The sequence below is a fragment of the Sphingobium sp. R-21 genome, from assembly GCF_049913335.1.
In the GTDB taxonomy this organism is placed as follows: domain Bacteria; phylum Pseudomonadota; class Alphaproteobacteria; order Sphingomonadales; family Sphingomonadaceae; genus Sphingobium.
This window is the reverse complement of sequence record NZ_CP184374.1, coordinates 1,526,175-1,552,295: the sequence shown is the minus strand read 5'-3', so window position 1 is coordinate 1,552,295 and position 26,121 is coordinate 1,526,175. Positions and strand designations below refer to the sequence as shown.

The following is a 26,121-nucleotide window of genomic DNA, read 5'->3' as shown; positions in this document are numbered from 1 at the left end:
CCGACAAGGGTCGCGGCGGCGAGAAAAAAGAGCGCTTCATGGCTGAAACACCCCGCCAACAGGAAGGGTTGCAGCGTGTCCAGATAGGCCTGACCGGGCTTGCGGGCGTGGTGTTGCTCGTGGGTCTGGCGAATATCGTGATCGACAAGGCGCGGGTCGATGATCCGACGGTGCCGCCGCCGACCGTTCCCACGCTGGACGTGAACGCGGTGTCGCCCAAGGAGCCTCTGGCGGAACTGGGCGTGCAGCCCGCCCCGGAACAGGCGCCGATCGTGCCGGACCTGCAACCGGACCCCAATCTCAAGAAACCCATGGATCGTGAGATTCAGCCGGCTTCGCGCTGAGCCGGCGGCGTCGGCTTGAAGGCTGCCCTGCGGACATTTCTGCTTCTGCTTGCGCCGGGCCTGCTGGTGCTGCTTGGCGGGCTGGCATCGCTGTTGCGCACCGGGCAGGTCGATCCCCGCGGGTGGATGGCTCCGGCATTGCTGTTGATCCCGGCGGCGGCTCTGATCGGGAGGCGCCGAACGGAGGGCGTCGTCTGGTGGATCGGGTTGGGGACGGTTGGGATGGTGCTGTCCTGCCTGTTCCTGGCGGCCTGGCGCGTGCCGGCCTTGGTGCCGCTGACCTGGTGGCTTGCGGTGGCGCTGGTGGCCGTGATTGCGGGATTGATGTTGCGGGCTCCTGCAAAAGCCGGGGCAGGGCGGATCGCCGGGGCCGGCCTGGCTTTGCTGGCCGTGGCAATGTGCTGGCTCGCCAGGGATCCCCCCATTCAGCCAGCGACCCATCCTCCCAAAATGGCTGTGATCACCGGCCTGCCGCTTTTCTGGCGCGGCGAGGCCAAAGTGGATGCTCCCATCATTACCGTTCTTCGCCAGCGGTTCGACGTGCGGCCGCTCGATTCTCCGCTTGCGCTCGAAACCAGCGGGGCCAGGACGCTCCTGCTGGCCCAGTCGCGGGCTTTTTCAATGGCCGAACTGGTGGCGCTGAACGCCTGGATCAGCCGGGGCGGCAGGGCCTTGCTGCTGGCGGATCCGGAACTGCATTGGCCGATGGAACTGCCATTGGGTGACCGGCGGCGGCCGCCAGCCATCACCCTGCTTGGGGCGATGATGGAATATTGGGGCGTCAAGCTCATGCCGCCCCAGGCGGGGGAAAAGCGCCATTTCCTGGGAGACGGCCGGGTGCTCACTTTGTATGCGGCCTCCGGTTTCAAGGATGCGGGACCCGACTGCCGCATCATCGGGCGTGGACTGGTGGCGCGCTGCGGCGTGGGCAAGGGCAGCGTGACCATGGTCGCGGACGCCGACCTTGCCGATGACCGGCTCTGGCTGGCGGATCCCGCTGCGCCGCTTGAACCGGAGCAGTGGACCGCTGATACCCCGCAATTCGTCGCGGATGCACTGGGCGCCACGCTTCCGGCCGGGCGGCGCTGGGTGCGGTCGGGCGACGCCCTGGTCACGGCCGTCCGCTGGGCGGTGATCGTCGGGATTTTCTGGGCAGCCTTGGGAACGGCGCTTTTCAGGCCGTATCGGAAGGCTCCTTCCGCCCCTTCTTCACCACAGTTTGACCAGCCAACGCCCCTCAAAGACGGTTAATTACCAGAACAAAACAGGATTTCCCGGCTTTTCCCAAAATATCCCTTTTCTTGAACCCCGTGGCTTGGTATTTGAAAGCCATAGGGGTTTGTCAGGCTTTGCTAGTCCTGTGAGCCGGTTCGCTTCCGCGCGAATTCGGCTGGCGACGGCCTGCGCCCTGCGAACAGAGGGGCAGCAGTCGAAAAGTGTCGGACGTCATTCTCTACACGGGCAACGCGTTCAGCGTCGCGGACGGCAAGGGCCGTTTCGTGCTGCCCCTGGAGATGCGCCGGCAGATCAAGCTGTCCAGCGGCAATGAAACGCGACTTTTCCTGTCGGTCCATGGCGGCAACCCCTGCGCCACGGCCTTTGGCGAATCGCATCGCCGCCACCTGTTCACCGAGGTCGAGGAACTGGCCCGCGAAGCGCGCGCCGCGGGCCGCTCCTATGATGCCGACCTGGAGCTGGAGCGCCGTCTCGGCACGATCGAGGAGGTGAACTTCGACGAAGGCGGCCGCTTTGCCATGCATCCCGACATCAAGGACGAATATGGCATCACCGACGCCGTCTTCTTCTATGGCGTGGGCCGCTACATCCAGATCTGGAAGCCGGAAACGCTGGTCGACAGCAAGGACCGGCCCGAACTGATCCGCAACAAGGTCCGGCGCTGGCTGGACCAGCGGGCGGCTGGAGGAGGCAAGTGAGCGTTTCCGCCGGCCTTGCCCAGGACCCTGACCGCCACATTCCGGTGCTCCTCGACGAAGTGCTTCGCGCCCTCGCCATCAACCCCGGCGAGGTTCATGTCGACGGCACGTTCGGCGCGGGGGGCTATTCGGCCGCCATGGCGGACAAGGGCGCGCGGGTCTTCGCGTTCGACCGCGATCCCGACGCGATTCGCGAAGGGCGGGCGCTGGCCGACGAAAAGGGCATCACCCTGATCGCCGGAGAATTTTCCCGGATGGAAGAAGCGATGGTGGAACGGGGCGTGGCGTCCGTTTCCGGTGTCACGCTGGATATCGGCGTGTCCTCCATGCAGCTCGACCGGCCGGAGCGGGGCTTTTCCTTCCAGGGCGACGGCCCGCTCGACATGACGATGAGCCAGAGCGGGATGAGTGCCGCCGATTTCCTGAACAATGCCCCTGAGCAGGAGATTGCCGACATCCTCTATCGCTATGGCGAGGAGCCGCGCTCACGCCGCGTGGCGAAGGCGATCGTCGAGGCGCGGCCGCTGGAGCGCACCGGGCAGCTTGCCGGCGTGGTGCGCAAGGCGCTCGGCCACAAGCCGCATGACAAGAAGGACCCGGCCACCCGCACCTTCCAGGCGATACGCATCCATGTGAATCGCGAGCTGGAGGAACTGGAGCGGGGGCTGGAGGCGGCCGAAGCGATGCTGGAGGAGGGCGGCCGGCTCGCGGTCGTCACCTTCCACAGCCTGGAGGACCGCATCGTCAAGCAGTTCCTGCGCAACCGCAGCGGCAGCGAGGCGAGCGGATCACGGCATCTGCCCCAGCGCCAGTCGGGGCCGGCGCCTACTTTCGAAAAGCCCGCCAAGGCGGTGCGGCCCGGCATGGCGGAACTGGCGCGCAATCCACGCTCCCGATCCGCCACGCTGCGCAGCGCCATTCGTACGTCCGCCCCTGTTGCCCCCCGGAGTTCCCGCTCATGATCGCGGTCAAGAGATTGCAGAGCCTGATCTGGATCCTTCTCGTCGCGCTGGGCGCGCTGGGCGCCTATATGGTGTCGCTGAAGGTCGCGACGGAGCGCAACGAACTGATGAAGGTGCGGACGCAGATCGCGCGGGCGAAGGCCGACATCCGCTATCTGGAGACCGAGTTCAGCGCGCGGGCGAACATGCGGCAGCTTGAGCGCTGGAACCAGGACGATTTCATGTATGCGACGCCCACCGCCCAGCAATATCTGGCGGGCGAGCGGGCGTTGGCGCATCTCGACGGGGTGCAGCCCAATGGCCCCGATTATGTGGCGCCGCCGGTGATGGTGGCGATGGTGGAGACGCCCGCCGACCTGCCGTCCGCGCCGCAGGCTGCGCCCGCCAGCCCCGCGCCGACCCAGATCCGCAGCGATATCGCCGTCATCCGGGAGGCGCATGCCGCGGACAATGTCGACAAGATCGCGAAGCCCGCCGTCAAGACCGCCAGGGAAAAGGCGAAGGAGGACGCCGACACCACCAAGCCCAATCCCGTCGTCCGCCACGCTGAGCGGATGGCGATGCTGGACGCGAAGCTGCTTGACGACAGTACGCTGGGCGACATCAGCGCCAAGGCGAAGCGCGAGCGCGCCAAGGGGGACCGCTAAATGGCGACGATCATCGTCCAGCCGGGCGGCGCGAGAGCAGGCAAGCAGCGCGTTGACTTGACGGCGATCGCGCATAACCGGTTGATGCTGTTGCTGATCCTGTTCATGGCGATCACGGCGGTGTTGATCCTGCGCCTGACCTGGGTGGGGGTCTTTGCCGGCAATGGGCGTGGCGGCGACGCGATGGGCGGCCTTCCGGCGCGGGCCGACATCGTGGACCGCAACGGCGTGCCGCTGGCGCGTACCATGGACGCCTATTCGATCGCGGTGCGGCCGTCGCGACTGATCGGAGACCCCTCCGAACTGGCGCGCAAGCTGCATGAGATCTTCCCCGACGAACCGGAAAGCGCCTTCTACAAGAAGTTGACGGGCCGCGGCTGGGCTTATCTGCGTCGTCGGGCGCTGCCGGAAGAGGTGGCCGCCGTGAACGCGCTGGGCGAGATCGGCATTGAATTTCCGCGTGAGAAGGAGCGGCTCTATCCGCAGCGCACCCTGGCCGCCCATCTGCTGGGGTTCGCGCCGAATGCCGACGGCAAGGGTGGCATGGGGGTGGAGGCGGCGTTCAACGACCGGCTGACCGATCCGGCGATGCGCGGCCAGCCCTTTGCCATGTCCATCGACAGCCGGGTGCAGGGCGCGCTGGAGAGCGAACTCTATGCCCAGCTCGTCCAGACCCGCGCCAAGGGGGCGGGCGGCGTGATACTGGACGCCAATACCGGCGAAGTGATCGCCATGGCGTCGATTCCCGTGTTCGATCCCAACAAGCTGCAAGATTATGCGGGCAAGAATTGCAGCGAATCGCCGCTCTGCAACCATATGGTGCAGGCCCGCTATGAACTGGGTTCGGCGTTCAAGCCGCTGTCGATCGGCGCGGCGATGGACCGTGGCATCGTCACGTCCATGTCGAAGACCTATGACGCGACGGCGCCGCTCGCCATTGCGGGTTTCCGGATCAAGGACGACCATCCGCTGGGCCGCTGGATCAACGTGCCCGAAATCCTGGTGCACAGCTCCAATATCGGGACCGCGCGGATCGCCGACCAGATGGGTGCGGAGCCTTTGCAGCATCTTTTCCGTGAGTTGCATTTCGACCAGCGCGCGCCGATCGAACTCAACGAACGGGCGGGCACGCTCTGGCCGGTCAATTGGGGGCGGATCACGACGCTCACCGTTTCCTATGGTCACGGCATCGCCGTAACGCCTTTGCATCTCGCTTCGGCTTATGCCGCCCTGGTGAATGGCGGACTTTGGCGGCCTGCTACGCTGCGGAAATTGAAGGCGGACGAGGTTCCGGAGGGCCGGCGCGTCTTTTCAGCCGCTACCAGCGCGCGCATGCGCCAGCTGTTGCGCATGATCGTGGCGGCAGGTACAGGTCGCTCCGCCGACGCCAAGGGATACCGGGTGGGCGGCAAGACAGGTTCGGCCGAAAAACCTCAGCAAGGCCGGTATAACAAGACTTCACTGGTGACGACCTTCGCTTCTGCCTTCCCTATGGACAATCCGCGCTATGTGGTCCTCGTCACCATGGACGAGGCGACGGGCCAATATGGCCTGCGCACGGCCGCCTGGACAGCGGCGCCGGTGGTGAAGCGGGTGGTGGAGCGCACCGGGCCGATGCTGGGCGTGTTGCCCGATGAGCGGCGCGACGTCGATATTTCCGATCTCATGCCGCTGCTGCACGGCGACAAGGAGAAAGAATAATGCGCCTCGGGTCGCTAATCGAGGGGCTGGATGCGAAGCTCGACATGGGAGCGTCCCTGGACGTTCCGGTGTCGGGCTTCGCAATCGATAACCGGAAGGTGGCGCCGGGCACGGTGTTCGGGGCCTTCCAGGGCGCGCGCGTCAATGGCGAGGACTTCATTCCCGCAGCCGTGCAGTCCGGGGCCGTGGCGGTCGTCGCCCGGCCGCAGGCCAAGGTCGAAGGCGCGATGCATATTGCGTCGGACAACCCCCGCCGCCTGTTCGCCCAGCTTGCCGCCCGCTATTTCGCGCCGTTTCCGGAGGTGACCGTCGCCGTCACCGGGACCAACGGCAAGACCTCAACCGTCGAACTGGCCCGGCAGCTCTGGCGGATGCTGGGACATAAATCCGCCTCCATCGGCACATTGGGCGTCACGACATCCGTGGATCAGGTGTCCACCGGGCTCACCACGCCGGACATCGTCACCTTCCTTGCCAACATGTCGGGCCTGAAGCGCGAGGGCATCAGCCATGCCGCCTTCGAAGCGTCGAGCCATGGCCTGGCCCAATATCGCACCGAAGGCCTGCCGGTTTCGGCCGCCGCCTTCACCAACCTGTCGCGTGATCATCTGGATTATCATGGCGACATGGACAGCTATTTCGAAGCCAAGATGCGCCTGTTCGACGAGGTCGTCGCGCCCGACGGCACCGCGGTCGTCTGGGCCGATGACGCATGGTCGGACAAGGTTCTCCAGCGGGCTACGAAGCGGGGGCTTCGTGTGCTGAGCGTCGGGGTGCAGGGGCAGGCATTGCGTCTTGCCAACCGCACCCCGACCCAGTTGGGCCAGGCGCTGGAAGTCGAGCTGGCCAAGGATCTTGGAGGCAAGTCCTGCAAGGTGAACCTGCCGCTGATCGGCGCCTATCAGGCGGCCAATGCGCTCACCGCCGCGGGTCTGGTGATCGCGGGCGGCGAGGATGCGGGCAAGGTGCTGGAACTGCTCGGCCGGGTGCAGCCCGTGCGCGGGCGGCTGGAGCGGGCGGTCATCACCCGCGCGGGGGCGCCGGTCTATGTCGATTATGCCCATACGCCCGATGGGCTGCGCGCCGCCATAGAGGCGCTGCGGCCGCATACGCGGGGCAGGCTGATCGCCCTGTTCGGCGCGGGCGGCGATCGCGACGCGGGCAAGCGGCCGCAAATGGGCAAGGTGGCGGCGGAACTCGCCGACCATGTGATCGTGACTGACGACAATCCCCGTTCGGAAGAGCCTTCGTCCATCCGCGCAGCCGTGATGGCGGGCGCACCGGGGGCGGAGGAGATCGGTGGCCGTCGCGCCGCCATCGCCGCCGCCATCGCGCAGGCGGGCGCGGACGATATCGTGCTCCTGGCGGGCAAGGGCCATGAGCAGGGCCAGATCATCGGGGATCGGGTGCTGCCCTTCGACGATGTGACCGTGGCGCGGGAATGCGCCGGATGAGCGCACTCTGGACCTCGGAAGAGATTGCGCAGGCCACAGGGGGCGTCGCTTCGGCGCCCTTCGCCGTTTCTGGCGTGGCGTTCGACAGCCGGGAAGTAACAGGCGGCGATCTGTTCGTGGCGATGAAGGGCGAGGCGACCGATGGCCATCGCTTCGTCGACAAGGCCTTCGGTCAGGGTGCGGCGGGCGCCATCGTCAGCCAGCCGATCGCCCAGCCCCATGTGCTGGTGCCCGACAGCGCGGCGGCGCTGGAGGCGCTTGGCTGCGCCTCGCGCGCGCGGATGCAGGGCAAGGTGATCGGGGTCACCGGATCGGTGGGCAAGACCGGCACCAAGGAAGCGCTGTTTCATGCGCTCGACCGCGCCTTTCCGGGGGCGGTTCACCGGTCCGTCAAGAGCTACAACAACCATGTCGGCGTGCCGCTCAGCCTGTCGCGCATGCCCCGCGAATCGGCCTTTGGCATATTCGAGATGGGCATGAACCATGCCGGTGAACTGGCGGCGCTGACCCGGCAGGTGCGGCCGCATGTCGCCATCGTCACCGCCATCGCGCCGGCCCATATTGAATTTTTCGGCACCGAGGAGAAGATCGCGGAGGCCAAGGCGGAGATTTTCGAGGGGCTTGAGCCGGGCGGCACGGCGGTCATCCCCTATGACAGCCCGTATGTCGCGACCCTCTATGCCAAGGCGGAGAAGCATGCGGCGCGCATCCTGACCTTCGGCTTCGATCCGCAGGCGGACGTGCGCGCGCGTGAAACCGTGCCTGCTGCGGGTGGCGGCACGCTGGTCACGGCGGCACTGCCGGGCGTGGAGCTCTGCCTCACCGTGGGCGCGCCGGGCGAGCATTGGGTTTCCAATGCGCTGGCGGTGCTGGCGACGGTCGAGGCGCTGGGCGGCGACCTGGCCGCGGCGGGGCTGGCGCTGGCGGAAATGCCGGGCCTGCCGGGCCGGGGGCAGAGGAGCATCCTGCCGGTCGAGGGTGGCGAGGCGTTGCTGATCGACGAAAGCTACAACGCCAATCCGCTGAGCATGGCGGCGACGCTCAAGCAATTGGGCCGCGAGCAGGCGGACCGGCGCATTGCCGTGCTGGGCGGGATGCGCGAACTGGGCGACCGCAGCCGCGAATTGCACGCCTCGCTGGTCGAGCCGCTGACCGCGGGGCAGGTGGATTATGCGGTCCTGGTGGGGGAGGAGATGGAGCCGTTGGCCCAGGCGCTGCGAGGCGCTATGCCCTTCGACCATGTCCCCGACGCCGCCAGGGCAACCGATCTGGTACGAAATGAAATACGCGCGGGCGATGCGATCCTGGTGAAGGGGTCGAACGGCATCGGCCTGTCGCGTCTCGTGGCTGCGCTACAGGAAGCGAAGAACTGATGCTCTACTGGCTTGCCCAGACAATGGATTTCGCGGGTGTGTTCAACCTCATCCGCTATTTGAGCTTTCGCGCCGGCGCGGCGATCGCCACCGCGCTGATCATCGGCCTGCTGATCGGGCCGCGCTTCATTGGATGGCTGCGCGTGCGGCAGGGCAAGGGCCAGCCGATTCGCGACGACGGCCCGCAGACCCATCTGGCCAAGCGGGGCACGCCGACCATGGGCGGGCTGATGATCCTGACGTCGGTGATGTCGTCGGTGCTGCTGTGGATGGATTTGTCGTCCATCTATGTCTGGGCTTGCCTGTTCGTGACGCTGGGCTTTGGCGCCATCGGTTTCCTCGATGATTATGACAAGGTGACCAAGGCCAGCCACAAGGGGCTTTCGGGCAAGATGCGGCTGGCGTTCGAATTTCTGATCGCTGGTTTCGCCGCCTGGCTGATCGTCAACCAGCATGGCAATACCGCGCTTTACCTGCCCTTCTACAACGGCCCGGCAATTGAGCTGGGGCCGTTCTATTTCCTCTTCGCCGCCTTCGTGATCGTGGCGTTCGGCAATGCGGTCAACCTGACCGACGGGCTGGACGGGCTTGCGACCATGCCGGTCATCATTGCCTGCATGGCGTTCATGGCGATCGTCTATCTGGTCGGGCGCGCAGACTTTGCCCATTATCTGGGCATTCCACATGTGCCGGGGGCGGGCAATCTCACCATTCTTTGCGGAGCGATCATCGGGGCGGGGCTGGCCTTCCTCTGGTTCAACGCGCCGCCTGCCGCCGTTTTCATGGGCGATACCGGCAGCCTGGCGCTGGGCGGCACCATTGGCGTGATCGCCGTTACCGCGCATCATGAGATCGTGCTGGGCGTGATCGGCGGGCTGTTCGTGGTGGAGGCGATGTCGGTCATCATCCAGGTCTTCTTCTACAAGCGGACAGGCAAGCGGGTCTTCAAGATGGCCCCGATCCACCATCATTTCGAGCAGCTTGGCTGGGCTGAGCCGACCGTGGTGATCCGCTTCTGGATCATTTCCTTCGTGCTGGCGCTGGCCGGCCTTGCCACGCTGAAGTTGCGGTGAGCGCCATGGGGATCGTTTCGGACGTCTTTGCAGGCAGGAAATATGCGGTGCTGGGTCTGGCGCGGTCCGGGCTGGCGACGGTTGAATGCCTCGCCGCCAGCGGCGCGCAGGTCGTCGCCTGGGACAGCCGGGACGAGGCGCGCGCCGCCGTCGAGGGCAAGGCGGAACTGGCCGACCCCACCGAAATCGACCTCAAGGGCTTTGACGGCGTGGTGGTTTCGCCGGGCGTTCCGCTCAACAGGCATCCCATCGCCATGCATGCGAAGCTCGCGGGCGTGCCGGTCGTCGGCGACATAGAGTTGTTCGCGCTTGCCCGTCCCACCCTGCCGAAGCATCGGGTGGTCGGGATCACCGGGACCAACGGGAAGTCCACCACGACGGCCCTGGTCCATCACATCATCGAGACGGCGGGCATTCCGACGCGGATGGGCGGCAATATCGGCCTGCCCATATTGGGGCAGGACCCGCTGCCCGACGGCGGCGTCTATGTGCTGGAACTGTCCAGCTACCAGATCGACCTGACGCGCAGTCTCGATTGCGACGTGGCGGTGCTGTTGAACATCACGCCCGATCATCTGGATCGCTATAATGGCTTTGAAGGCTATGTGGCGTCCAAGGCGCGGCTGTTTGAAATGCAGGCGGGCGATCATATCGGGGTGATCGCCGCTGAGGATGAACCGAGCCGTTCGATCCTCTCGTCCGTGCGTCATTCCCGCGCAGCCGACGACGAGCGCGTGATGGCGGTGAAAGCCGCCGACATCGATCCCAGCCGCCAAGCCGGCTGGCCCGCGCTGCAAGGCCCGCACAATGCCCAGAACGCTGCCGTCGCCATTGCCGTCGCCCGCGCGCTCGGCATCGATGAAGCGGCGATCGAAAAGGGCCTGCAAAGCTATGCCAGCCTGCCCCACCGGATGCAGCGGGTGCGCGAGTTGAACGGCGTCCTCTACGTCAATGACAGCAAGGCGACCAACGCCGCCTCGACCGCCCCTGCGCTCGCCGCCTATCCGCCGATCGATGGGCGGCCGCGCCTGCACTGGATTGTCGGCGGCCTTGCCAAGACCGACAATCTGGACGAGTGCGAACCTTATTTCGGCAATGTCGCCCATGCCTATACCATCGGTGAGGCGGGCGCTATGTTCGCCGAACTGCTGCGATCGCATATGGCGGTGGACGATAGCGAGATGCTATCGGCCGCCGTTCGCCGGGCGGCGCGGGTGGCCCAGCCGGGGGATGTGGTGCTGCTGTCGCCCGCTTGCGCCAGTTTCGACCAGTTCCGCGATTTCGAGGCGAGAGGCGATGCCTTCGTCGCTGCCGTGGCCGCGCTGGAATAAAGGGAAGCGGAGGAACCTGGGGGCATGTCGAGGGCAGGCGATCTTGTAAAGGAATTCAGGAACCGCACCGTCCCGCGGGAGCGCACGGCGCTGGCCATCTGGTTCTGGGAAATCGACCGCGTGCTGCTGTCGCTGATCGTCGCGTTGATGGCGATCGGGCTGGTGGCGGTGGCGGCGGCGTCCCCGGTGGCGGCGATCGATCGGTCGACCAGCACGGTTTCGGTGACGCCGCTCATCTATTTCTATCGCCAGCTGATGTGGGTGTTCATCGGCCTGCCGATCATGCTGGTGATCTCCATGCTGCCCCGGACGCAGGCGCGCAGGCTGGCCTTCATATTGTGCGTCGTCTTTGCCGTGGCGTTGTTGCTGGTGCCGGTGCTTGGCTCGGTCGTGAACGGCGCCAAGCGCTGGATCGATCTGCCGGGTTTCCGGTTCCAGCCGTCGGAATTCCTGAAGCCTGTCTATGTCGTCACCATGGCCTGGCTGCTGTCGTTGCGCGGCAAGGACATGACATTGCCCGTGATCCCGCTGACAGGCGCGCTGACATTGCTGATCGCGGCGATCCTGATGAAGCAGCCGGACTTCGGCCAAACGGTGATCTTCCTTGCCTGCTGGGGCGGCCTGCTGCTGCTGTCGGGCGTTTCGATGCGCTTCATCGGCGCGATGGCGGGCGTGGGGCTCGGCGGCCTGGTGCTGATGTACATGTTCTATGAGAATGGCCGCCAGCGGATCAACGACTTCCTGGGGATCGGCGTTGCACAGGATATGGGGCCGGACCAGACGGAACTGGCCTTCCGCACGATCACCCATGGCGGTTTCCTGGGCGTGGGTCCGGGCGGGGGACAGAACAAGTTCCGCCTGCCCGAAGCGCATACCGACTATATCTTCTCCGTCATCGGGGAGGAGTTCGGCCTGCTTGCGTGCATCGGCATTGCCTGCGTCTATCTGGCGATCGTCGTGCGCGTTTTCCTGCGCATGCTGGACGAGGATGATAATTTCACGATCCTCGCCGCGGCGGGCCTCACCACGCAATTCGGGCTGCAGGCGATCATCAACATGGGCGTCAATGCGCAGATATTTCCGTCCAAGGGCATGACGCTGCCCTTTATCAGCTATGGCGGCTCCTCTATGCTGGCGCTTTGTATCGGCGTCGGCCTGTTGCTCGCGTTCACGCGGCGCAATCCCTTCATGGGTCGGCACACGGTCGTCAAATGGAGTGGTCGATGAGTATTTCCCGACACTTCGTCCTCGCCGCCGGCGGGACGGGTGGGCACATGATTCCGGCGCATGCCGTCGCCGAGGAACTGATGCTGCGCGGCCACCATGTCGCGCTGGTGACGGATGAGCGTGGCGCCAAGATTCCCGGCATTTTCGACAAGGCGCAGGTCCATGTCATGCCGGCGGGGCGCATGACCAGGAATCCGAAGAGCTGGCCGGGCGCGTTGAAGGCGATCCTTGCAGGCCGGGCGATGGCGCGGCGTTTGAACGAGACCTTCCGTCCGACCGCCGTGGTGGGTTTCGGCGGCTACCCGGCCATGCCCGCGCTGCTGGGCGCGCTGGCCGACGGCATTCCGACGGCGATTCATGAACAGAATGCCGTGCTGGGCCGGGTGAACCGCTATCTGGCGGGGCGGGTCGACGCGATCGCGACCGCCTATCCCGACGTCCGGCGGCTCAAGGACCGCTATGCCGGCAAGGTGCATCTGGTCGGCAATCCGGTGCGCGAGGAAGTGAAGCAATTGCGCGAGGAGGAATTCCCTGCGCTGACTGATGAAAGCGTGTTCCGCGTGCTGGTGATCGGCGGCAGCCAGGGTGCGACGATCCTTTCCAGCGTCGTGCCCGACGGGCTGGGCATGTTGCCGCTCAGCCTTCGCCGCCGCCTGCAGGTAACGCAGCAATGCCGCGCCGAGGATATCGAGCGGGTGCGCAAGCTCTACGCCGACCTCGAAATCCCGGCGGATCTGGCGACCTATTTCAACGATGTGCCGGAGAAGCTGGGCTGGTCGCACCTGGTGATCGCCCGTGCGGGCGCATCCACATTGGCGGAACTGACCTGTGCAGGCCGGCCCGCGATCCTGATCCCGCTGCCGAGCGCGATGGACGACCACCAGACCGCGAATGCCCGGGAAATGACCGAGGCCGGCGGCGCGCGCACCATTGCGCAGGCGCGCTTCACGGCGGTCGAGCTTGCCAAGCAGATGCAGAAGATGGCGCTGGAACCGGGCGCGCTCCAGAACGCAGCGAAACGCGCCCGCGCCTGCGGCCGCCCCGATGCGGCACGCGACATGGCGGATCTGCTGGAAAGCATCGGCACGGCGCCGATCATCAACGATCCGGTGAAGGTCGGGCCGACCCCGGCAAGCCTCAATCTGCAGGGGGTTCCCGCGTGAAGTCCGGCAATCTCGGCCTGAAAGGTTCTCCCTGTTTCATGAATAAGGAATCCCGCGCATGAAGGGTGTCGGCACCGACATCGGCACGATCCATTTCATCGGCATTGGCGGCATAGGCATGTCCGGCATCGCCGAAGTGATGCACAATCTGGGTTACAAGGTTCAGGGCAGCGACGTGGCCGAAGGCTATGTGGTCGAGGGACTGCGCAAGAAGGGCATTCCGGTGATGATCGGCCACAAGGCCGAAAATCTGGGCGATGCTGCTGTCGTCGTCACCTCCACCGCGATCAAGAAGGGCAATCCCGAGGTCGATCTGGCGCTGGAACGCCGCGTGCCCGTCATCCGTCGCGCGGAAATGCTGGCGGAACTGATGCGCCTCAAATCCACCGTGGCTGTCGCGGGCACGCACGGCAAGACCACGACCACCTCCATGGTTGCGGCGCTGCTGGACGCGGGCGGGGTGGACCCGACCGTGATCAATGGCGGCATCATCAACAGCTACGGTTCCAATGCCCGGCTGGGCAACAGCGAGTGGATGGTCGTGGAGGCCGACGAGAGCGACGGCAGCTTCCTGCGCCTCGATGGTACGCTGGCGGTGGTCACCAATATCGATCCGGAACATCTCGACCATTATGGCAGCTTCGACAAGGTGAAGGATGCCTTTGTCGAGTTCGTCGAGAATGTGCCCTTCTATGGCGCGGCGATGCTCTGCCTCGACCATCCGGAGGTGCAGGCGATCCTGCCGCGCGTGCAGGACCGGCGCATCGTCACCTATGGTTTCTCCGCCCAGGCGGATATTCGCGGCGAGAATGTTCAGCCGATCCCGGGTGGCAACCGCTTCGATGTGCAGATTCGTGAGCGTGACGGATCGCTGCGCCGGATCGAGGGGATCGTAATGCCGATGCCGGGCCGCCACAATGTGCTGAACGCCATGGCGGCGATCGGCGTGGCGCTGCAGATGGGCATCGATGACGCGACGATCCAGACCGGCTTCGCCAAGTTCGGCGGGGTCAAGCGGCGCTTCACCAAAGTCGGGGAAATCGCCGTCGGGGGCGGTACCGCGACGGTGATCGACGATTATGGTCATCATCCGGTCGAGATCAGGGCTGTGCTGGCCGCCGCACGCGAAGGAGCGAAAGGCCGGGTCATCGCCGTGGTCCAGCCGCATCGCTTCACCCGTCTGCGCGACCTGATGGATGAGTTCCAGCAGGCCTTCAACGACGCCGACATCGTCTATGCCGCCCCGGTCTATCCGGCCGGCGAGCAGCCGATCGAAGGGGTGGACAGCGCGGAACTGGTCGCGGGGCTGAAGCGCCGGGGCCATCGCAACGCCGCGACGGTCGAGGGTGCGGACGATCTCGCCCGCCTGATGGCCGCCGATGTGCAGGCGGACGACATGATCATCTGCCTTGGCGCGGGCGACATCACCAAATGGGCGGCGGGCCTTGCCTCCGCCGTTGCGGAGAAGGAAACCGCCTGATGTTCGAGCTGTTCAATGTTGGCCTCGAGATGCAGAAGCGCATGATCGACCTCCAGATGCAGGGCATCGAAGTGGCGCAGCAGATGGTCGACGCGGCGCAGCGCAATGTGGACGCCGGGGCCGCCGCCGGGCGGGCGGGCGAAGCGGGTGTGAAGGCGATGAAGGGCTGGATGCGGCTCTGGGGGATGCGCGATTGACGCTGGCGGTCACGTCTCTTCCCCCGGTTCGCGGCTCGCTCAGGGCCGATGCGCCGCTGGCGCCGCTCGTCTGGTTCAAGGCGGGCGGTGTTGCGCAATGGCTGTTCGAGCCGAAGGACGCGGACGATCTTTCTGATTTTCTGGCGCGGCTTGACCCTGCGATTCCGGTGATGGCGCTGGGCCTGGGGTCCAACATGATCGTGCGCGACGGCGGGGTTCCGGGCGTAGTGGTGCGCCTTGGCAAGCCATTCGCCAGGGTGGAGCAGGTCGATGCGACCAGCCTGCGTTGCGGGGGAGGAGCATCGGGCATCCTTGTTTCCTCGGCGGCGCGGGACGCGGGCATAGCGGGGCTTGAATTCCTGCGCTCCATTCCCGGCACGGTCGGCGGCTTCGTGCGGATGAACGGGGGCGCCTATGGCCGTGAGACGTGCGATATCCTTGTGGAATGCGATGTTGTTCTGCGGTCGGGCGAACGGGTGACACTGCCGATCGACGCGCTGGGCTACACCTACCGCCACAGCACTCTTCCCGAGGGCGCGGTCGTGGTGAGTGCCATTTTCCGGGGCGTTCCTGGCGAGCCGACGGCCATCCAGGCGGAAATGGACCGCATCGCCGCCGCCCGCGAGGAAAGCCAGCCGCTTCGCAGCAAGACCGGCGGCTCGACCTTCAAGAATCCCGATGGGCACAAGGCCTGGCAGCTTGTGGATCAGGCCGGGTGCAGGGGGCTGCGACAGGGCGGCGCGCAGGTTTCGGAAAAGCACACCAATTTCCTCCTCAACCTGGGCGACGCGACGAGCGCGGATATCGAGGCGCTGGGCGAGGAGGTCCGCCGCCGGGTGAAGGAAAAGAGCGGCATCGACCTCGAATGGGAAATTCAAAGGGTGGGCGTTCAGCTGGTTGAAGGAAAAGACAGATGACCCGTGGCCCCTGGCATGTTGCCGTCCTGATGGGGGGGTGGTCCGCCGAACGGCCGGTTTCGCTTTCGTCGGGCGAGGGCGTCGCCAAGGCGCTGGAGTCGCGCGGCCACAGGGTCACGCGGATCGACATGGATCGTGACATCGCGCTGCGCCTTGCGGAGGTGAGGCCGGACGTGGTGTTCAACGCCCTTCACGGCGTTCCCGGCGAGGACGGCACCGTGCAGGGGATGATGGACCTGATGGGCATCACCTACACCCATTCGGGCCTCGCCACCTCCGTCATCGCCATCGACAAGCAGCTTACCAAGCAGGCGCTGGTGCCCCATGGCATCCCCATGCCCGGCGGGCATATCGTCCGCAGCGAAAGCCTGTTCGAGGGTGATCCGCTGCCGCGCCCCTATGTGGTGAAGCCGGTCAATGAGGGCAGTTCGGTCGGCGTCGCCATCGTGACCAGGGACGGCAATCATGGTTCGCCGATCGGCCGGGATGTCGAGGGTCCGTGGCTGCATTTCGAAGAGTTGCTGGCCGAACCCTATATTCGCGGGCGGGAACTGACGACCGCCGTGCTGGGCGACGAAGCGCTGCTGGTCACGGAATTGCGTCCGAAAAGCGGTTTCTACGATTTCGACGCCAAATATACGGACGGGATGACCGAGCATGTGTGCCCCGCCGATATTCCCCAGGAGATCAGCGAAGCCTGCAAGGCCATTGCCCTGCGCGCGCACCAGTTGCTGGGTTGCAAGGGGGCGTCGCGGGCTGATTTCCGCTGGGACGATGAACAGGGAATCGACGGGCTGTTCCTGCTGGAAGTGAACACGCAGCCGGGCATGACGCCGCTCAGCCTGGTGCCTGAACAGGCGGCGAAGCTGGGCATTGACTATGCCGAGCTGGTGGAGCGTATAGTCGAGGACGCGCTGAAGAGCGCAGGGGGGACGAAGCATGGCTGAAGCACGCATCCGGCGTGGCGGAACGGCGCGGCTGGCGCGCACGACCGGCACGCGCGGCCGCAGCGGTGGGCGAGGACGTTCGGTCAAGCAGCGGAGCTGGATCGACGGTCTGATCGACCTGCTGCCGGTCAGCGAGGAGACGCTCCAGCGCATGGCGAGCTGGGCGATCGTCGGCATCGTGCTGGCGGCGCTGGTGGGTATCGCCATCTGGTCGGGCCTTCCCGCCATGGCCGGGCAGAAGGCGTCCGAACTGGCGGCCAAGGCAGGCTTCGAGGTCGAGAAAGTCGAAGTGCGCGGCGTCGAGCGGATGGACGAACTGCCCATCTACAATATCGCCCTTGGCCAGGTGAGCCGGTCGATGCTTTCGCTCGACCTGCCCAGGGTGCGGGCTGACATGCTGAAGCTCGGCTGGGTCAAGGATGCGCGCATTTCCCGTCGCCTGCCCGATACGCTGGTGGTCGACATCGTCGAGCGCGATCCGGTTGCGGTGTGGCAGCATGATGGGCAGCTTCACCTGATCGACGTGGCCGGCGTGGTGCTGCAATCGGTATCGGCAGGGGCGATGCCGGATCTGCCGCTGGTCGTTGGCCCCAACGCCAATCTGCAGACCGCGGGTCTCAACAGGCTGATGGAAAATGCGCCTGCGCTCAAACCCATGCTGGCGGGCGCCACCTGGGTCGGGAACCGGCGCTGGGACTTGCGCTTTCAATCTGGCGAGACGCTGTCCCTGCCCGAAGGCGACAAGCCGTCGGCCACGGCGTTGGTCAATTTCGCGCGGATGGACGGGGTGAACCGCCTGTTGGGCCGGGGTATCGTCAAGTTCGACATGCGCGATCCCGATCGTTTCGTGCTGCGCCTGCCGCAGGGGCAGGGAAGCGGCCAGTCCGGCGACAAGCCCGCCGCGAGCGCCGAAGCGCCTGCCAAGGGCGAGGAAGGCTGAACCCCCATGGCCCAACCCAAGGTCGAGAAGTTCGTCACCGCGATCGACATCGGATCGTGGAAAGTGTCCGCGCTGATCGCGGGGCGCACCGAAAATGGCGAACTGGCGATCCTGGGCACCGGGCAGCGTGAAAGCCGGGGCGTTCGGCGCGGCTTCATCGCGGATATGGAGCGGACCGAACTCGCCGTACGGGAAACCGTCGAACAGGCGGAACGCGTCGCGGGCACGAATATCGAGGATGTGTGGGTCAGCTTTTCGGGCGGTTCATTGGTCAGCGACGTCGTCACCGTCGAGCGCGACATGGGTGGTTATCGCGTCGAACAGGCGGACATCGATGACCTTCTGACCACAGGCCAGCAGGGGATTGATCCGGACGGCCGGGTGGTTCTGCATGCGCAGCCGACCTGTTTCACCATCAACGGCCGTGTGCCGGTGAAGAAGCCGTTGGGCATGCATGCGGACCTGCTGGGCGTCGATATCCATGTCGTGCTGGCCGACGGGGCGCCGCTCGCCAATCTCGACCTTTGCGTGCGCGGCGCCTATCTCAATGTCAATTCCATCGTCGCTTCTCCCATCGCCACAGGCCTTGCCTGCCTGTCCGAGGAAGAGCGCGACCTGGGCGTCGCGCTGGTGGAACTGGGCGCGGGCGTCACCAATGTCTCGCTTTATGCGGGTGGCATGCTGGTCGGGCTGCACAGCATTCCCATCGGTGCGTCCGACATCACCGACGACATAGCGTCGGCCTTTGGCATTCGCCGCAGCCAGGCGGAGCGGATCAAATGCTTCTACGGCTCCGCGATGCAGAACCGCCGCGATTTCCGGGACATGATAGAGATCGCGGCGCCGCATGGCGATGTCGCCATTCCGGGGCAAAGCGCGGGCCCCAACGCCGATGGCGGCAAGATTACCCGCGCCGCTCTGGTGGCGGTGATCTGCGAGCGGCTGAACCAGATCATGGTGGAGGTGAATGCGGCGCTCGCCGGCATGGGCTTCAACACCCCCACGGGGCGGCAGGTCGTGCTGACCGGCGGCGGCGCCGAAATGAAGGGCATTGCCGACTATGCGCAGGGTGCGCTGGGCCGCGCGGTGCGGATCGGGCGGCCGCGCGGCCTCGCCGCCATGCCGGAGGCACATAGCGGTCCGGCCTTTGCGACATTGGCCGGTCTTGCGCTTTATGGCGCTTCAAACCCGGTTGATCTTAGAACGATAGCGCCCGCTCCCCAGACCGTTCACCGTATCGGCGCGCCAGCATGGTGGCAGAGGATGGTGAAGGCGATGAAGACGAACTATTGAAATAAACACGGTCAGACGAAATTTACTGGTGAAATACGCCATCATCTTGCATTAACCTTCGATGACAGTTTCGCTCACGTCACCGAAGCTGGAGGGAGCTAGAATTTATGAGCATTGAAATCAGCCCGCCGCATGTGGACGAGTTGAAGCCACGCATCGCGGTGATCGGCGTCGGCGGCGCGGGCGGCAACGCCATTGCGAACATGATCGCCGCCTCCGTCGAGGGTGTGGATTTCATTGTCGCCAATACGGACGCGCAGGCGCTCAACGCTTCGCCCGCGGAACGGCGCATCCAGCTTGGCCCGCAGATCACCGAAGGGCTGGGCGCCGGCTCTCGCCCGGAAATCGGCAAGGCGGCCGCGGAAGAGACCATCGCCTCGGTCGAGCAGGCGCTCGACGGCGCGCATATGTGCTTCATTGCCGCGGGCATGGGTGGCGGCACCGGCACCGGCGCCGCTCCGGTCATTGCCAAGTCCGCCCGTGACCGAGGCATCCTGACCGTCGGCGTCGTGACGAAGCCCTTCACCTTCGAGGGCAATCGCCGCATGAAGTCGGCGGAGGCAGGGATCGAGGAACTGCAGAAGCATGTCGATACCCTCATCGTCATCCCGAACCAGAACCTGTTCCTGATCGCCAACCCGAACACCACCTTCAAGGAAGCCTTCCAGATGGCGGACGAGGTGTTGCAGCAGGGCGTGCGCGGCATCACCGACCTGATGGTCATGCCAGGCCTCATCAACCTCGACTTCGCGGACGTCCGTTCCGTGATGGGCGAGATGGGCAAGGCGATGATGGGCACCGGCGAAGCCGAAGGCGACGGCCGCGCGCTCCAGGCGGCGGAAAAGGCGATCGCCAATCCGCTGCTCGACGGCGTGTCGATGCGTGGTGCGAAAGGCGTCATCGTCTCCATCGTCGGCGGTGACGACATGCGCCTGATGGAAGTGGACGAGGCCGCCAACCATATTCGCGAACTGGTCGATCCCGATGCGAACATCATCTGGGGTTCGGCCTTCAACGACAATCTGAACGGCAAGATCCGGGTGTCCGTGGTCGCCACCGGCATCGACAGCGATGCCAGCGCCAGTGCCGCGCCGCTGACCCAGCCGTTCAGCTTCGCGAGCCGTCCGGCCGTTGCCGTGCCGACCGCCGCCGCGCCCAAGCCCGCGCCGCAGGCCGCTCCGGCTCCGGTCGCCGCGCCTGCTCCCGCGCCGGAAGCAGAGCCTGAAACGCTGGAACTGGACGTGCCCGCCGCGCCTGCGCCCGCGCCGCTGACGCCGCCTGCCGCAGCGCCTGCTGCCGCGGCAAAGCCCGCGCCCTTCAGCCCGCCGCGCCCCGCAGCGGTGTTCTCCGACGAAGATCCTTCGCAGGACGAATTGCTGCTGGGTGAGGATGCGGCCGAAACAGTGCCGGCTCAGCCCGCTCCGGCGTCGCAGGCCGCACCGCGCGTCGCCACCGGAGGCACGTTGTTCGAGCGCATGGCGGGGCTGACCCGTGGCGCCGAGAAGGGCGCCGGCGCGAGCGATGACGGAACGCCAACGCCGGACATTCCGCGTTTCCTCAATCGCCAGAGCAATCAGTAAACAGGCAGCAGGGTTCGCCCCGCACGGATCAGGACAAGCGCGCCATCGGTTGCCATGGGCAACCGGGCGCGCTTTTTCTTTCGACATATTCCCTTGCACCGCCTTCATCCGCTAAAGGGCTGTCTGTGAGACGTTATGACATATGGATTGTTCGCGGACTGCTTCTAGCGGGCACCGCACTGGCACAACCGGTTCTGGCGCAGCCTGCCCAGGTGCAGGCGATTCGTCCCTCGAGCGCCGAAGACCTCAACAATAATCTGGCGCGTCTGGCGTCCAATCCTCGCGATGTGACGGCGCTCATCGGCGCGGGAGAAGCGGCGCTGGACATGGACGATGCGCGGGCGGCGGCGGGTTTCTTCGCGCGGGCGGACATGCTTGCGCCGAACAACGGCAAGGTGAAGGCGGGCCTGGGCCGCGTCATGCTGAAAAACCAGAATCCGGGCGAAGCACTGCGTCTGTTCGACCAGGCAACGCGGCTGGGCTTTCCCGAAGCAACCCTGCTGTCCGATCGGGGCCTTGCAAAGGACATGACCGGCGATCAGGCGGGGGCGCAGCGCGACTATCAGGCGGCGCTCCAGCGGACGCCGGACGATGTCGAACTCGCCCACCGCTATGCCGCGTCGCTCGGCATTTCCGGTCAGGTGGACGCGGCGGAACGGGTGCTGAAACCACTGCTCTACAAGAGTGACCGGGCGGCCTGGCGCTACCGGGCGTTCATCCTGGCGATGAACAACCGACAGGCGGACGCGAAAAAGATCGCGGAGCAGACCATGCCGTCGCAGCTTGCCTCGGCCATCCTGCCCTATATGCAGAAAATGCCCTATCTGACCGCGGCCCAGAAGGCGGCGGCGGTGCATTTCGGACATTTCCCCGCCAATGTGGGTTCCACGATCGCACCCATCACCCCGACCGCGCCCGCATTCGCGTCGGTGACGCCTGCGCCGCCGCCGGCCAGCCAACCCGCCACGCAGATGCCGCCTTCCCGGTCCACGAAGCAGGACCGCCGTTCTCGTCGCACGGAGACTGCCACGCGGCTCGCCCAGGTGGAAGCGCCTTCCCGCAGCGCACCGGTGCAGAGCCAGCCCGCTCCGGGCTCGGCCGCTTCGCAAATGCAGGCGCCGTCGCCCCAGCGCACTATGCAGGCGGCCGTGCCCGCCGCCCATGTGCAGGGTCCGCCGGCGCCCGGCTTCGAATCCGTCCCCGCGCAAAACACTGCGCCCGCCAATCCGGCACCGAGCCAGCTCAACGCGATCACGCTCGCCCAGGCGTCGGTGCCCCGAACGACGGCCCCGCCACAGGTCCAGGCTGCGTCCCCTGCCCAACCGGCCGTTCCGCCGCCCGCGTCATTGCCCGCGTCGCCGCCGGCAACGCAGCAGCAGCAGATCGACCCGGCCGTCACCCGTTCGCTGGCCGACATCATTCACGCCATCGATGTGCCGGAATCCGAACGCCGATCGAGCGTCGTCGCGGTCGACCTGTCGGAGGTGGCCCAGATCCAGGCCGCCCGCCGTGCCGAGCGGGACGCTGCTGCCGCCACCGCCGCGGAAAAGGCGAAGAAGGCCGCTGCCGCCAAGGCGAAGGCCGAAGCGGACGCCAAGGCCAAACAACTGGCCGAGGAAAAGAAGAAGGCGGCCGAGGAAAAGGCGCGCCTTGCCGCCAATCCCGCGCGCAATTGGCTTCAGGTCGGCACGGGTGCGAACAAGGGCGCGCTGGCCTTTACCATGAAGGGGCTGCGCAAGAAATACGACTCGCTCGAACCACAGGACGCCTGGGTCGCGAGCTGGGGTCGCACCAATCGCCTGCTCGTCGGGCCGTTCAGCAGCTTCACGCGGGCCAAGACGCTGGAGGAAAAGTTGAAGGCGGCGGGGGCGGACGCCTTCGCCTGGAAGAGTGACGCCGGGGAAGAGGTCGAGCGCCTTCCGGCCAAATAGTGATTTCCCATCCGGCGGGACATCGAACGACTCGGCAAGGGCCGAAAACGACTTTAAAGGGCGCGGCATGACGCTGCTTGCATCCTATGCCTCAGATCCCGGCCAGAGCCGCGGTCGCCTTCATCCTGAACCAGGCGGGGAGGTGCGGGGGCCGCGCGACATGTTCCAGCGGGACCGCGACCGCATCATCCACAGCATTGCCTTCCGTCGCCTGCGCCACAAGACGCAGGTGTTCGTGTCGCCCGACGGCGATCATTTCCGCGTCCGCCTGACCCATAGTCTGGAGGTGGCGCAGATCGGCCGCACGACGGCGCGGACGCTGGGCCTCAACGAGGATCTGACCGAAGCGCTCTGTCTGGCGCATGACATCGGTCATCCGCCCTTCGGCCATGCCGGGGAGGACGCGCTGGAGGCAGCGCTCGATGCGCATGGAGGCTTTGACCATAATGCGCATACGCTGCGCACGCTGATGCTGCTGGAAAGCCCCTATCCCCTGTTTCGCGGCCTGAATTTGAGCTGGGAGATGCTGGAGGGGCTGGCAAAGCACAATGGTCCGGTCACGCGGCCCGGCTGGGCCATGCAGGCGGTGGATGCGCTGTTCCCGCTCGACCTGGCCAGCCATGCCTCGCTGGAGGCGCAGCTTGCGGCGATTGCGGACGACATCGCCTATGACAATCACGATATCGACGACGGGCTGCGCGCGGGCCTGCTGACGCTGGACCAGCTTTTGAGCGTGCCGCTGGTGAAAGGCTGCTGGGACCGGGTCCGCGCGCGCTATCCCGATGTGCCGCAGGATCGCCTGCTGCGCGAACTGGTGCGGGAACAGATCGGCGTGATGGCGAATGACCTGATCGCGGCCACTCGCGCCAATATCGCCGCCGCGGGCGTGGAGACGGTCGACGACGTTCGCAGGGCTGGTGCCACGCTGGTCGGCTTCTCGCCCGAACTCGCCGCGCAGGAGCGCGATCTCAAGCGTTTCATGTATGCGACGCTTTATCACCATCCTTCGCAACTGGCGGCGGCGGACCGGGCGCGGGTGATCGTGACCGATCTGTTCCGCGCCTATCAGGCGGATCCGAAGCTGATGCCGTCGGAGTGGCGCGATGATTGCGCGACGCTGGAACCTCAGCGCAGCCGGCATATAGCGGACTTCATCGCCGGCATGACCGATCGCTATGCCGAAAAGCGGCATGCCGAGATTTTCGGTGAACTGGCGCTGGCCTGAGCATTTCCCTTGTCCTCTATGCGCTCCCGATTCGCTGTTTTCCGCGATCTGCTGCTCATGATGGTTCCTATCGCCCGGGAATCGCTTTATGCTTTTGATGTCGCATCGTTTTGCGCAAAATCGGTTCCCACTTTTGCGCACGATGCTTTAAGGCTGGGCCATGGCCCTTCATCCGCAGATCGCCGCGCTCGCCGCCCAGCTTGAGGATCTTGCCGAACTGCTGCGCGCGCAAGACGACCGGCTCTGGTCGGGACGGATCGACCTGGTGCGGCATCTGGTCGCGGACTCCAATTTCGCCGGCGTCGAACGCTTCCTGCGCCTGTTCGAAGGGGAGGAGGGGCTTGGCGCTCTCGTGCTGAGCGATGCGGCGGCCAATCAGCGGCTGATCGAACGACGACAGGCCGCCCGCATTTTGGCCGAACGGCTGGCAAAAGAGGAAGGCGCGGATTGAGCGATTGACGGCGCGGCGCGTTTCACGCAATGCGGGACTGTCGCCGGTGCCGTGGATTCGGTCATCGGACTTGATGCGGGAGAGCATGGGAAGCCTTTCAGGCCACCCCGTCGCCGAAGGAGCAACCGCCCCGGAATCTCTCAGGCCAAAGGACCGCATCATGGGCAGGCACTCTGGAAAGCGGACGGATCATCCCGTCCCACCGAAGGGGTAAGCCATCCGGTCGCTCGGCCGGTGGTCAAAGCTCTCAGGTTCCGTGACAGAGGGGGTGGCAAACGCGATCAGTCCGACTCCGGGACGGCGCGTCTGTCGCCAACGACCCTCGCACGGAAAGGCCCGCCTCCCATGTCCGGCAATGACGACATCGCCCATATCGAAGAAGAATTGCCGTTGCAGGCCCTGCCGCTGGATGGCTGGCACCGGGCCAGGGGTGCGCGCATGGTCGGTTTTGCGGGCTACCACATGCCGATCCAATATGAAGGCATCATGGCCGAGCATGGCTGGACCCGCGAACATGCCGGGCTGTTCGACGTCAGCCATATGGGCCAGCTCAGCTTTTCCGGCGAGGGCGTGGACGACGCGCTGGAACTCCTGCTGCCGAGCGACATCAGGGGGTTGAAGCCCTTTCGCCAGCGCTATTCGATGCTGCTCGACGAAGAGGGCGGCATATTGGACGACCTGATGGTTTCCCGCCTGGGGGGTGGCGCCTTCGATGGCGCGGACATCTACATGGTCGTCAACGGCGCGACCAAATATGACGACATGGGCTGGATGATCGAGCATCTGCCCGATGAAGTCGTGATGAATCATATGGACGAGCAGGCCCTGCTCGCCTTGCAGGGGCCGGAGGCAGGGGAGGCGCTGGCCACGCTGATCCCGGAAACCGCCGATCTGATCTTCATGCAGTCCGGCCTTTTCACCTGGCGCGGCGTTCCGCTGTGGATCAGCCGGTCGGGCTATACTGGCGAGGATGGTTTCGAAATCAGCGTCCCCGCCGCCGAGGCGACGCTTCTCGCCGACGCGCTCTGCGCCTTGCCGCAGGTGAAGCCTGTCGGTCTTGGCGCGCGCGATTCGCTGCGCCTGGAGGCGGGGCTGCCGCTTTACGGTCATGACCTGACGCCCGCCGTCAGCGCCATCGGCGCCGACCTGGGCTTCGCCATCCAGAAACGCAGGCGGGAAGAAGGCGGCTTCATCGGCCATGCGCGGGTTATGAAGGAATTGGCCGACGGCCCGGGTTCGAAGCGCGTGGGCCTCAGGATCGAGGGTCGTTTGCCCGCGCGGGAGGGCGCAACGATCCATGCCGGCAGTGCACGGGTGGGTGAGGTCACATCCGGCGGTTTCGCGCCCACGGTGGGCGCGCCGATCGCCATGGGCTGGGTCAGCCTGCCGCACAGCGCGATCGGCACCGCGCTCGAAATCGAAGTGCGCGGCAAGCGGATCGCGGCTGAGGTCGCGCCGATGCCGTTCGTTCCGCACCGTTATCGTCGAAAGGCCTGAGTCCTTTCTGGTTTCTGATTGGTCGTGAATTTCAAGCAAATCACTCGGAGGGAAGTAAATTATGAGCCGTTATTTCACCGACGAACATGAATGGATCGATGTCGAGGGCGAAATCGCCACGGTCGGCATCACTGATTATGCGCAGGAGCAATTGGGCGACATCGTGTTCGTCGAACTGCCCGCCGAGGGTACGTCCTTCGAAAAGGGCGACGACGCTGCCGTGGTCGAATCGGTCAAGGCGGCTTCGGACGTCTATGCCCCGATTTCGGGCGAGGTCATCGAAACCAACGGCGCGCTGGAGGATGAGCCTGCGCTGGTGAACAGCGATGCCGAAGAGGACGGCTGGTTCTTCAAGCTGCGCGTTGCCGATGCCGGCGAACTGGAAGGCCTGATGAACGAAGCGGCCTACAAGAAGTTCGTGGCGAGCCTTTGATCCCATGAAAGCTCCTCCCGC

The 26,121-nt window shown here is 65.7% G+C and carries 24 protein-coding genes and 1 riboswitch; all 24 genes read left to right on the top strand.

Features of this window, described 5'->3' with window-relative positions; genetic code table 11:
• The first annotated feature begins 38 nt into the window (after window positions 1–38).
• The 24 genes from ACN9MX_RS07320 to gcvH all read left to right on the top strand — a co-directional run bounded on the left by ACN9MX_RS07320 (window position 39) and on the right by gcvH (window position 26,100).
• Window positions 39–344 (top strand): hypothetical protein, encoded by a 306-nt coding sequence (locus tag ACN9MX_RS07320; protein ID WP_133653697.1) that lies wholly within the window; start codon window positions 39–41, stop codon window positions 342–344.
• A gap of 15 nt (window positions 345–359) precedes the next feature.
• Window positions 360–1,595 carry a Gldg family protein gene (locus tag ACN9MX_RS07315; protein ID WP_426386543.1) on the top strand — a complete coding sequence of 412 codons (1,236 nt, stop codon included), beginning with the start codon at window positions 360–362 and terminating at the stop codon, window positions 1,593–1,595.
• 185 nt (window positions 1,596–1,780) lie between these two features.
• Window positions 1,781–2,278 carry a division/cell wall cluster transcriptional repressor MraZ gene (locus ACN9MX_RS07310; protein WP_426386542.1) on the top strand — a complete coding sequence of 166 codons (498 nt, stop codon included), beginning with the start codon at window positions 1,781–1,783 and terminating at the stop codon, window positions 2,276–2,278.
• A complete protein-coding gene (gene rsmH / locus ACN9MX_RS07305) occupies window positions 2,275–3,240 on the top strand; it encodes a 16S rRNA (cytosine(1402)-N(4))-methyltransferase RsmH (protein WP_426386541.1) in 966 nt (321 codons plus the stop codon). The genes ACN9MX_RS07310 and rsmH overlap by 4 nt, the downstream gene beginning before the upstream one ends.
• A complete protein-coding gene (locus tag ACN9MX_RS07300; protein ID WP_363739187.1) occupies window positions 3,237–3,887 on the top strand; it encodes a colicin transporter in 651 nt (216 codons plus the stop codon). Before rsmH ends, ACN9MX_RS07300 begins: the two co-directional genes overlap by 4 nt.
• Window positions 3,888–5,588, top strand: coding sequence for a peptidoglycan D,D-transpeptidase FtsI family protein (locus tag ACN9MX_RS07295; protein ID WP_363756664.1), 1,701 nt, complete (start codon window positions 3,888–3,890; stop codon window positions 5,586–5,588). It abuts the gene before it with no gap.
• A complete protein-coding gene (locus ACN9MX_RS07290) occupies window positions 5,588–7,042 on the top strand; it encodes a UDP-N-acetylmuramoyl-L-alanyl-D-glutamate--2,6-diaminopimelate ligase (RefSeq protein WP_426386540.1) in 1,455 nt (484 codons plus the stop codon). Before ACN9MX_RS07295 ends, ACN9MX_RS07290 begins: the two co-directional genes overlap by 1 nt.
• Window positions 7,039–8,415 carry a UDP-N-acetylmuramoyl-tripeptide--D-alanyl-D-alanine ligase gene (locus ACN9MX_RS07285; protein WP_426386539.1) on the top strand — a complete coding sequence of 459 codons (1,377 nt, stop codon included), beginning with the start codon at window positions 7,039–7,041 and terminating at the stop codon, window positions 8,413–8,415. The genes ACN9MX_RS07290 and ACN9MX_RS07285 overlap by 4 nt, the downstream gene beginning before the upstream one ends.
• Entirely contained in the window at window positions 8,415–9,488 is a 1,074-nt protein-coding gene (gene mraY, locus ACN9MX_RS07280; RefSeq protein WP_133653704.1) for a phospho-N-acetylmuramoyl-pentapeptide-transferase, read from the top strand. The genes ACN9MX_RS07285 and mraY overlap by 1 nt, the downstream gene beginning before the upstream one ends.
• A 5-nt stretch (window positions 9,489–9,493) precedes the next feature.
• Window positions 9,494–10,819, top strand: a complete 1,326-nt coding sequence (gene murD / locus ACN9MX_RS07275) for a UDP-N-acetylmuramoyl-L-alanine--D-glutamate ligase (protein WP_426386538.1) — start codon at window positions 9,494–9,496, stop codon at window positions 10,817–10,819.
• A gap of 24 nt (window positions 10,820–10,843) precedes the next feature.
• On the top strand, window positions 10,844–12,046 hold the full coding sequence (locus ACN9MX_RS07270) for an FtsW/RodA/SpoVE family cell cycle protein (RefSeq protein WP_363739197.1): 1,203 nt from the start codon (window positions 10,844–10,846) through the stop codon (window positions 12,044–12,046).
• Window positions 12,043–13,209, top strand: a complete 1,167-nt coding sequence (murG, locus tag ACN9MX_RS07265) for an undecaprenyldiphospho-muramoylpentapeptide beta-N-acetylglucosaminyltransferase (protein WP_426386537.1) — start codon at window positions 12,043–12,045, stop codon at window positions 13,207–13,209. The genes ACN9MX_RS07270 and murG overlap by 4 nt, the downstream gene beginning before the upstream one ends.
• A 58-nt stretch (window positions 13,210–13,267) precedes the next feature.
• Window positions 13,268–14,689, top strand: coding sequence for a UDP-N-acetylmuramate--L-alanine ligase (gene murC, locus ACN9MX_RS07260; protein WP_426387468.1), 1,422 nt, complete (start codon window positions 13,268–13,270; stop codon window positions 14,687–14,689).
• Complete coding sequence (locus ACN9MX_RS07255) at window positions 14,689–14,886, top strand: hypothetical protein (RefSeq protein WP_363739203.1); 198 nt, start codon at window positions 14,689–14,691, stop codon at window positions 14,884–14,886. Before murC ends, ACN9MX_RS07255 begins: the two co-directional genes overlap by 1 nt.
• On the top strand, window positions 14,883–15,803 hold the full coding sequence (gene murB / locus ACN9MX_RS07250; RefSeq protein WP_426387467.1) for a UDP-N-acetylmuramate dehydrogenase: 921 nt from the start codon (window positions 14,883–14,885) through the stop codon (window positions 15,801–15,803). The genes ACN9MX_RS07255 and murB overlap by 4 nt, the downstream gene beginning before the upstream one ends.
• The gene (locus tag ACN9MX_RS07245) at window positions 15,800–16,750 is read left to right on the top strand and encodes a D-alanine--D-alanine ligase (protein ID WP_363739206.1); all 951 of its coding nucleotides are present in this window, start codon (window positions 15,800–15,802) and stop codon (window positions 16,748–16,750) included. The genes murB and ACN9MX_RS07245 overlap by 4 nt, the downstream gene beginning before the upstream one ends.
• Window positions 16,743–17,690: a cell division protein FtsQ/DivIB gene (locus ACN9MX_RS07240; protein ID WP_133653712.1), complete on the top strand. Its 948-nt coding sequence runs from the start codon at window positions 16,743–16,745 to the stop codon at window positions 17,688–17,690. The genes ACN9MX_RS07245 and ACN9MX_RS07240 overlap by 8 nt, the downstream gene beginning before the upstream one ends.
• 6 nt (window positions 17,691–17,696) lie before the next feature.
• The gene (gene ftsA / locus ACN9MX_RS07235) at window positions 17,697–18,983 is read left to right on the top strand and encodes a cell division protein FtsA (RefSeq protein WP_025550635.1); all 1,287 of its coding nucleotides are present in this window, start codon (window positions 17,697–17,699) and stop codon (window positions 18,981–18,983) included.
• 107 nt (window positions 18,984–19,090) lie between these two features.
• Window positions 19,091–20,563, top strand: coding sequence for a cell division protein FtsZ (gene ftsZ, locus ACN9MX_RS07230; protein ID WP_133653713.1), 1,473 nt, complete (start codon window positions 19,091–19,093; stop codon window positions 20,561–20,563).
• A 125-nt stretch (window positions 20,564–20,688) separates the two neighbouring features.
• Entirely contained in the window at window positions 20,689–22,494 is a 1,806-nt protein-coding gene (locus ACN9MX_RS07225) for an SPOR domain-containing protein (RefSeq protein ID WP_426387466.1), read from the top strand.
• 67 nt (window positions 22,495–22,561) lie between these two features.
• The gene (locus tag ACN9MX_RS07220) at window positions 22,562–23,719 is read left to right on the top strand and encodes a deoxyguanosinetriphosphate triphosphohydrolase (RefSeq protein WP_426387465.1); all 1,158 of its coding nucleotides are present in this window, start codon (window positions 22,562–22,564) and stop codon (window positions 23,717–23,719) included.
• A gap of 160 nt (window positions 23,720–23,879) precedes the next feature.
• On the top strand, window positions 23,880–24,170 hold the full coding sequence (locus ACN9MX_RS07215; RefSeq protein WP_363739213.1) for a hypothetical protein: 291 nt from the start codon (window positions 23,880–23,882) through the stop codon (window positions 24,168–24,170).
• A 66-nt stretch (window positions 24,171–24,236) separates the two neighbouring features.
• Window positions 24,237–24,336, top strand: a riboswitch (glycine riboswitch).
• A gap of 179 nt (window positions 24,337–24,515) precedes the next feature.
• The gene (gene gcvT, locus ACN9MX_RS07210; protein WP_363756679.1) at window positions 24,516–25,667 is read left to right on the top strand and encodes a glycine cleavage system aminomethyltransferase GcvT; all 1,152 of its coding nucleotides are present in this window, start codon (window positions 24,516–24,518) and stop codon (window positions 25,665–25,667) included.
• A gap of 61 nt (window positions 25,668–25,728) precedes the next feature.
• A complete protein-coding gene (gene gcvH / locus ACN9MX_RS07205; protein ID WP_133653717.1) occupies window positions 25,729–26,100 on the top strand; it encodes a glycine cleavage system protein GcvH in 372 nt (123 codons plus the stop codon).
• Window positions 26,101–26,121: the final 21 nt, after the last annotated feature.

Excerpts from the sequence above, each read along its gene's own strand:
- ACN9MX_RS07320 (WP_133653697.1), top strand. The coding sequence starts at position 39 with ATGGCTGAAACACCCCGCCAACAGGAAGGGTTGCAGCGTGTCCAGATA.
- ACN9MX_RS07300 (WP_363739187.1), top strand. The coding sequence starts at position 3,237 with ATGATCGCGGTCAAGAGATTGCAGAGCCTGATCTGGATCCTTCTCGTC.
- ACN9MX_RS07295 (WP_363756664.1), top strand. The coding sequence starts at position 3,888 with ATGGCGACGATCATCGTCCAGCCGGGCGGCGCGAGAGCAGGCAAGCAG.
- ACN9MX_RS07290 (WP_426386540.1), top strand. The coding sequence starts at position 5,588 with ATGCGCCTCGGGTCGCTAATCGAGGGGCTGGATGCGAAGCTCGACATG.
- ACN9MX_RS07285 (WP_426386539.1), top strand. The coding sequence starts at position 7,039 with ATGAGCGCACTCTGGACCTCGGAAGAGATTGCGCAGGCCACAGGGGGC.
- mraY (WP_133653704.1), top strand. The coding sequence starts at position 8,415 with ATGCTCTACTGGCTTGCCCAGACAATGGATTTCGCGGGTGTGTTCAAC.
- murD (WP_426386538.1), top strand. The coding sequence starts at position 9,494 with ATGGGGATCGTTTCGGACGTCTTTGCAGGCAGGAAATATGCGGTGCTG.
- ACN9MX_RS07270 (WP_363739197.1), top strand. The coding sequence starts at position 10,844 with ATGTCGAGGGCAGGCGATCTTGTAAAGGAATTCAGGAACCGCACCGTC.
- murG (WP_426386537.1), top strand. The coding sequence starts at position 12,043 with ATGAGTATTTCCCGACACTTCGTCCTCGCCGCCGGCGGGACGGGTGGG.
- murC (WP_426387468.1), top strand. The coding sequence starts at position 13,268 with ATGAAGGGTGTCGGCACCGACATCGGCACGATCCATTTCATCGGCATT.
- ACN9MX_RS07255 (WP_363739203.1), top strand. The coding sequence starts at position 14,689 with ATGTTCGAGCTGTTCAATGTTGGCCTCGAGATGCAGAAGCGCATGATC.
- ACN9MX_RS07245 (WP_363739206.1), top strand. The coding sequence starts at position 15,800 with ATGACCCGTGGCCCCTGGCATGTTGCCGTCCTGATGGGGGGGTGGTCC.
- ACN9MX_RS07240 (WP_133653712.1), top strand. The coding sequence starts at position 16,743 with ATGGCTGAAGCACGCATCCGGCGTGGCGGAACGGCGCGGCTGGCGCGC.
- ftsA (WP_025550635.1), top strand. The coding sequence starts at position 17,697 with ATGGCCCAACCCAAGGTCGAGAAGTTCGTCACCGCGATCGACATCGGA.
- ftsZ (WP_133653713.1), top strand. The coding sequence starts at position 19,091 with ATGAGCATTGAAATCAGCCCGCCGCATGTGGACGAGTTGAAGCCACGC.
- ACN9MX_RS07220 (WP_426387465.1), top strand. The coding sequence starts at position 22,562 with ATGACGCTGCTTGCATCCTATGCCTCAGATCCCGGCCAGAGCCGCGGT.
- ACN9MX_RS07215 (WP_363739213.1), top strand. The coding sequence starts at position 23,880 with ATGGCCCTTCATCCGCAGATCGCCGCGCTCGCCGCCCAGCTTGAGGAT.
- gcvT (WP_363756679.1), top strand. The coding sequence starts at position 24,516 with ATGTCCGGCAATGACGACATCGCCCATATCGAAGAAGAATTGCCGTTG.
- gcvH (WP_133653717.1), top strand. The coding sequence starts at position 25,729 with ATGAGCCGTTATTTCACCGACGAACATGAATGGATCGATGTCGAGGGC.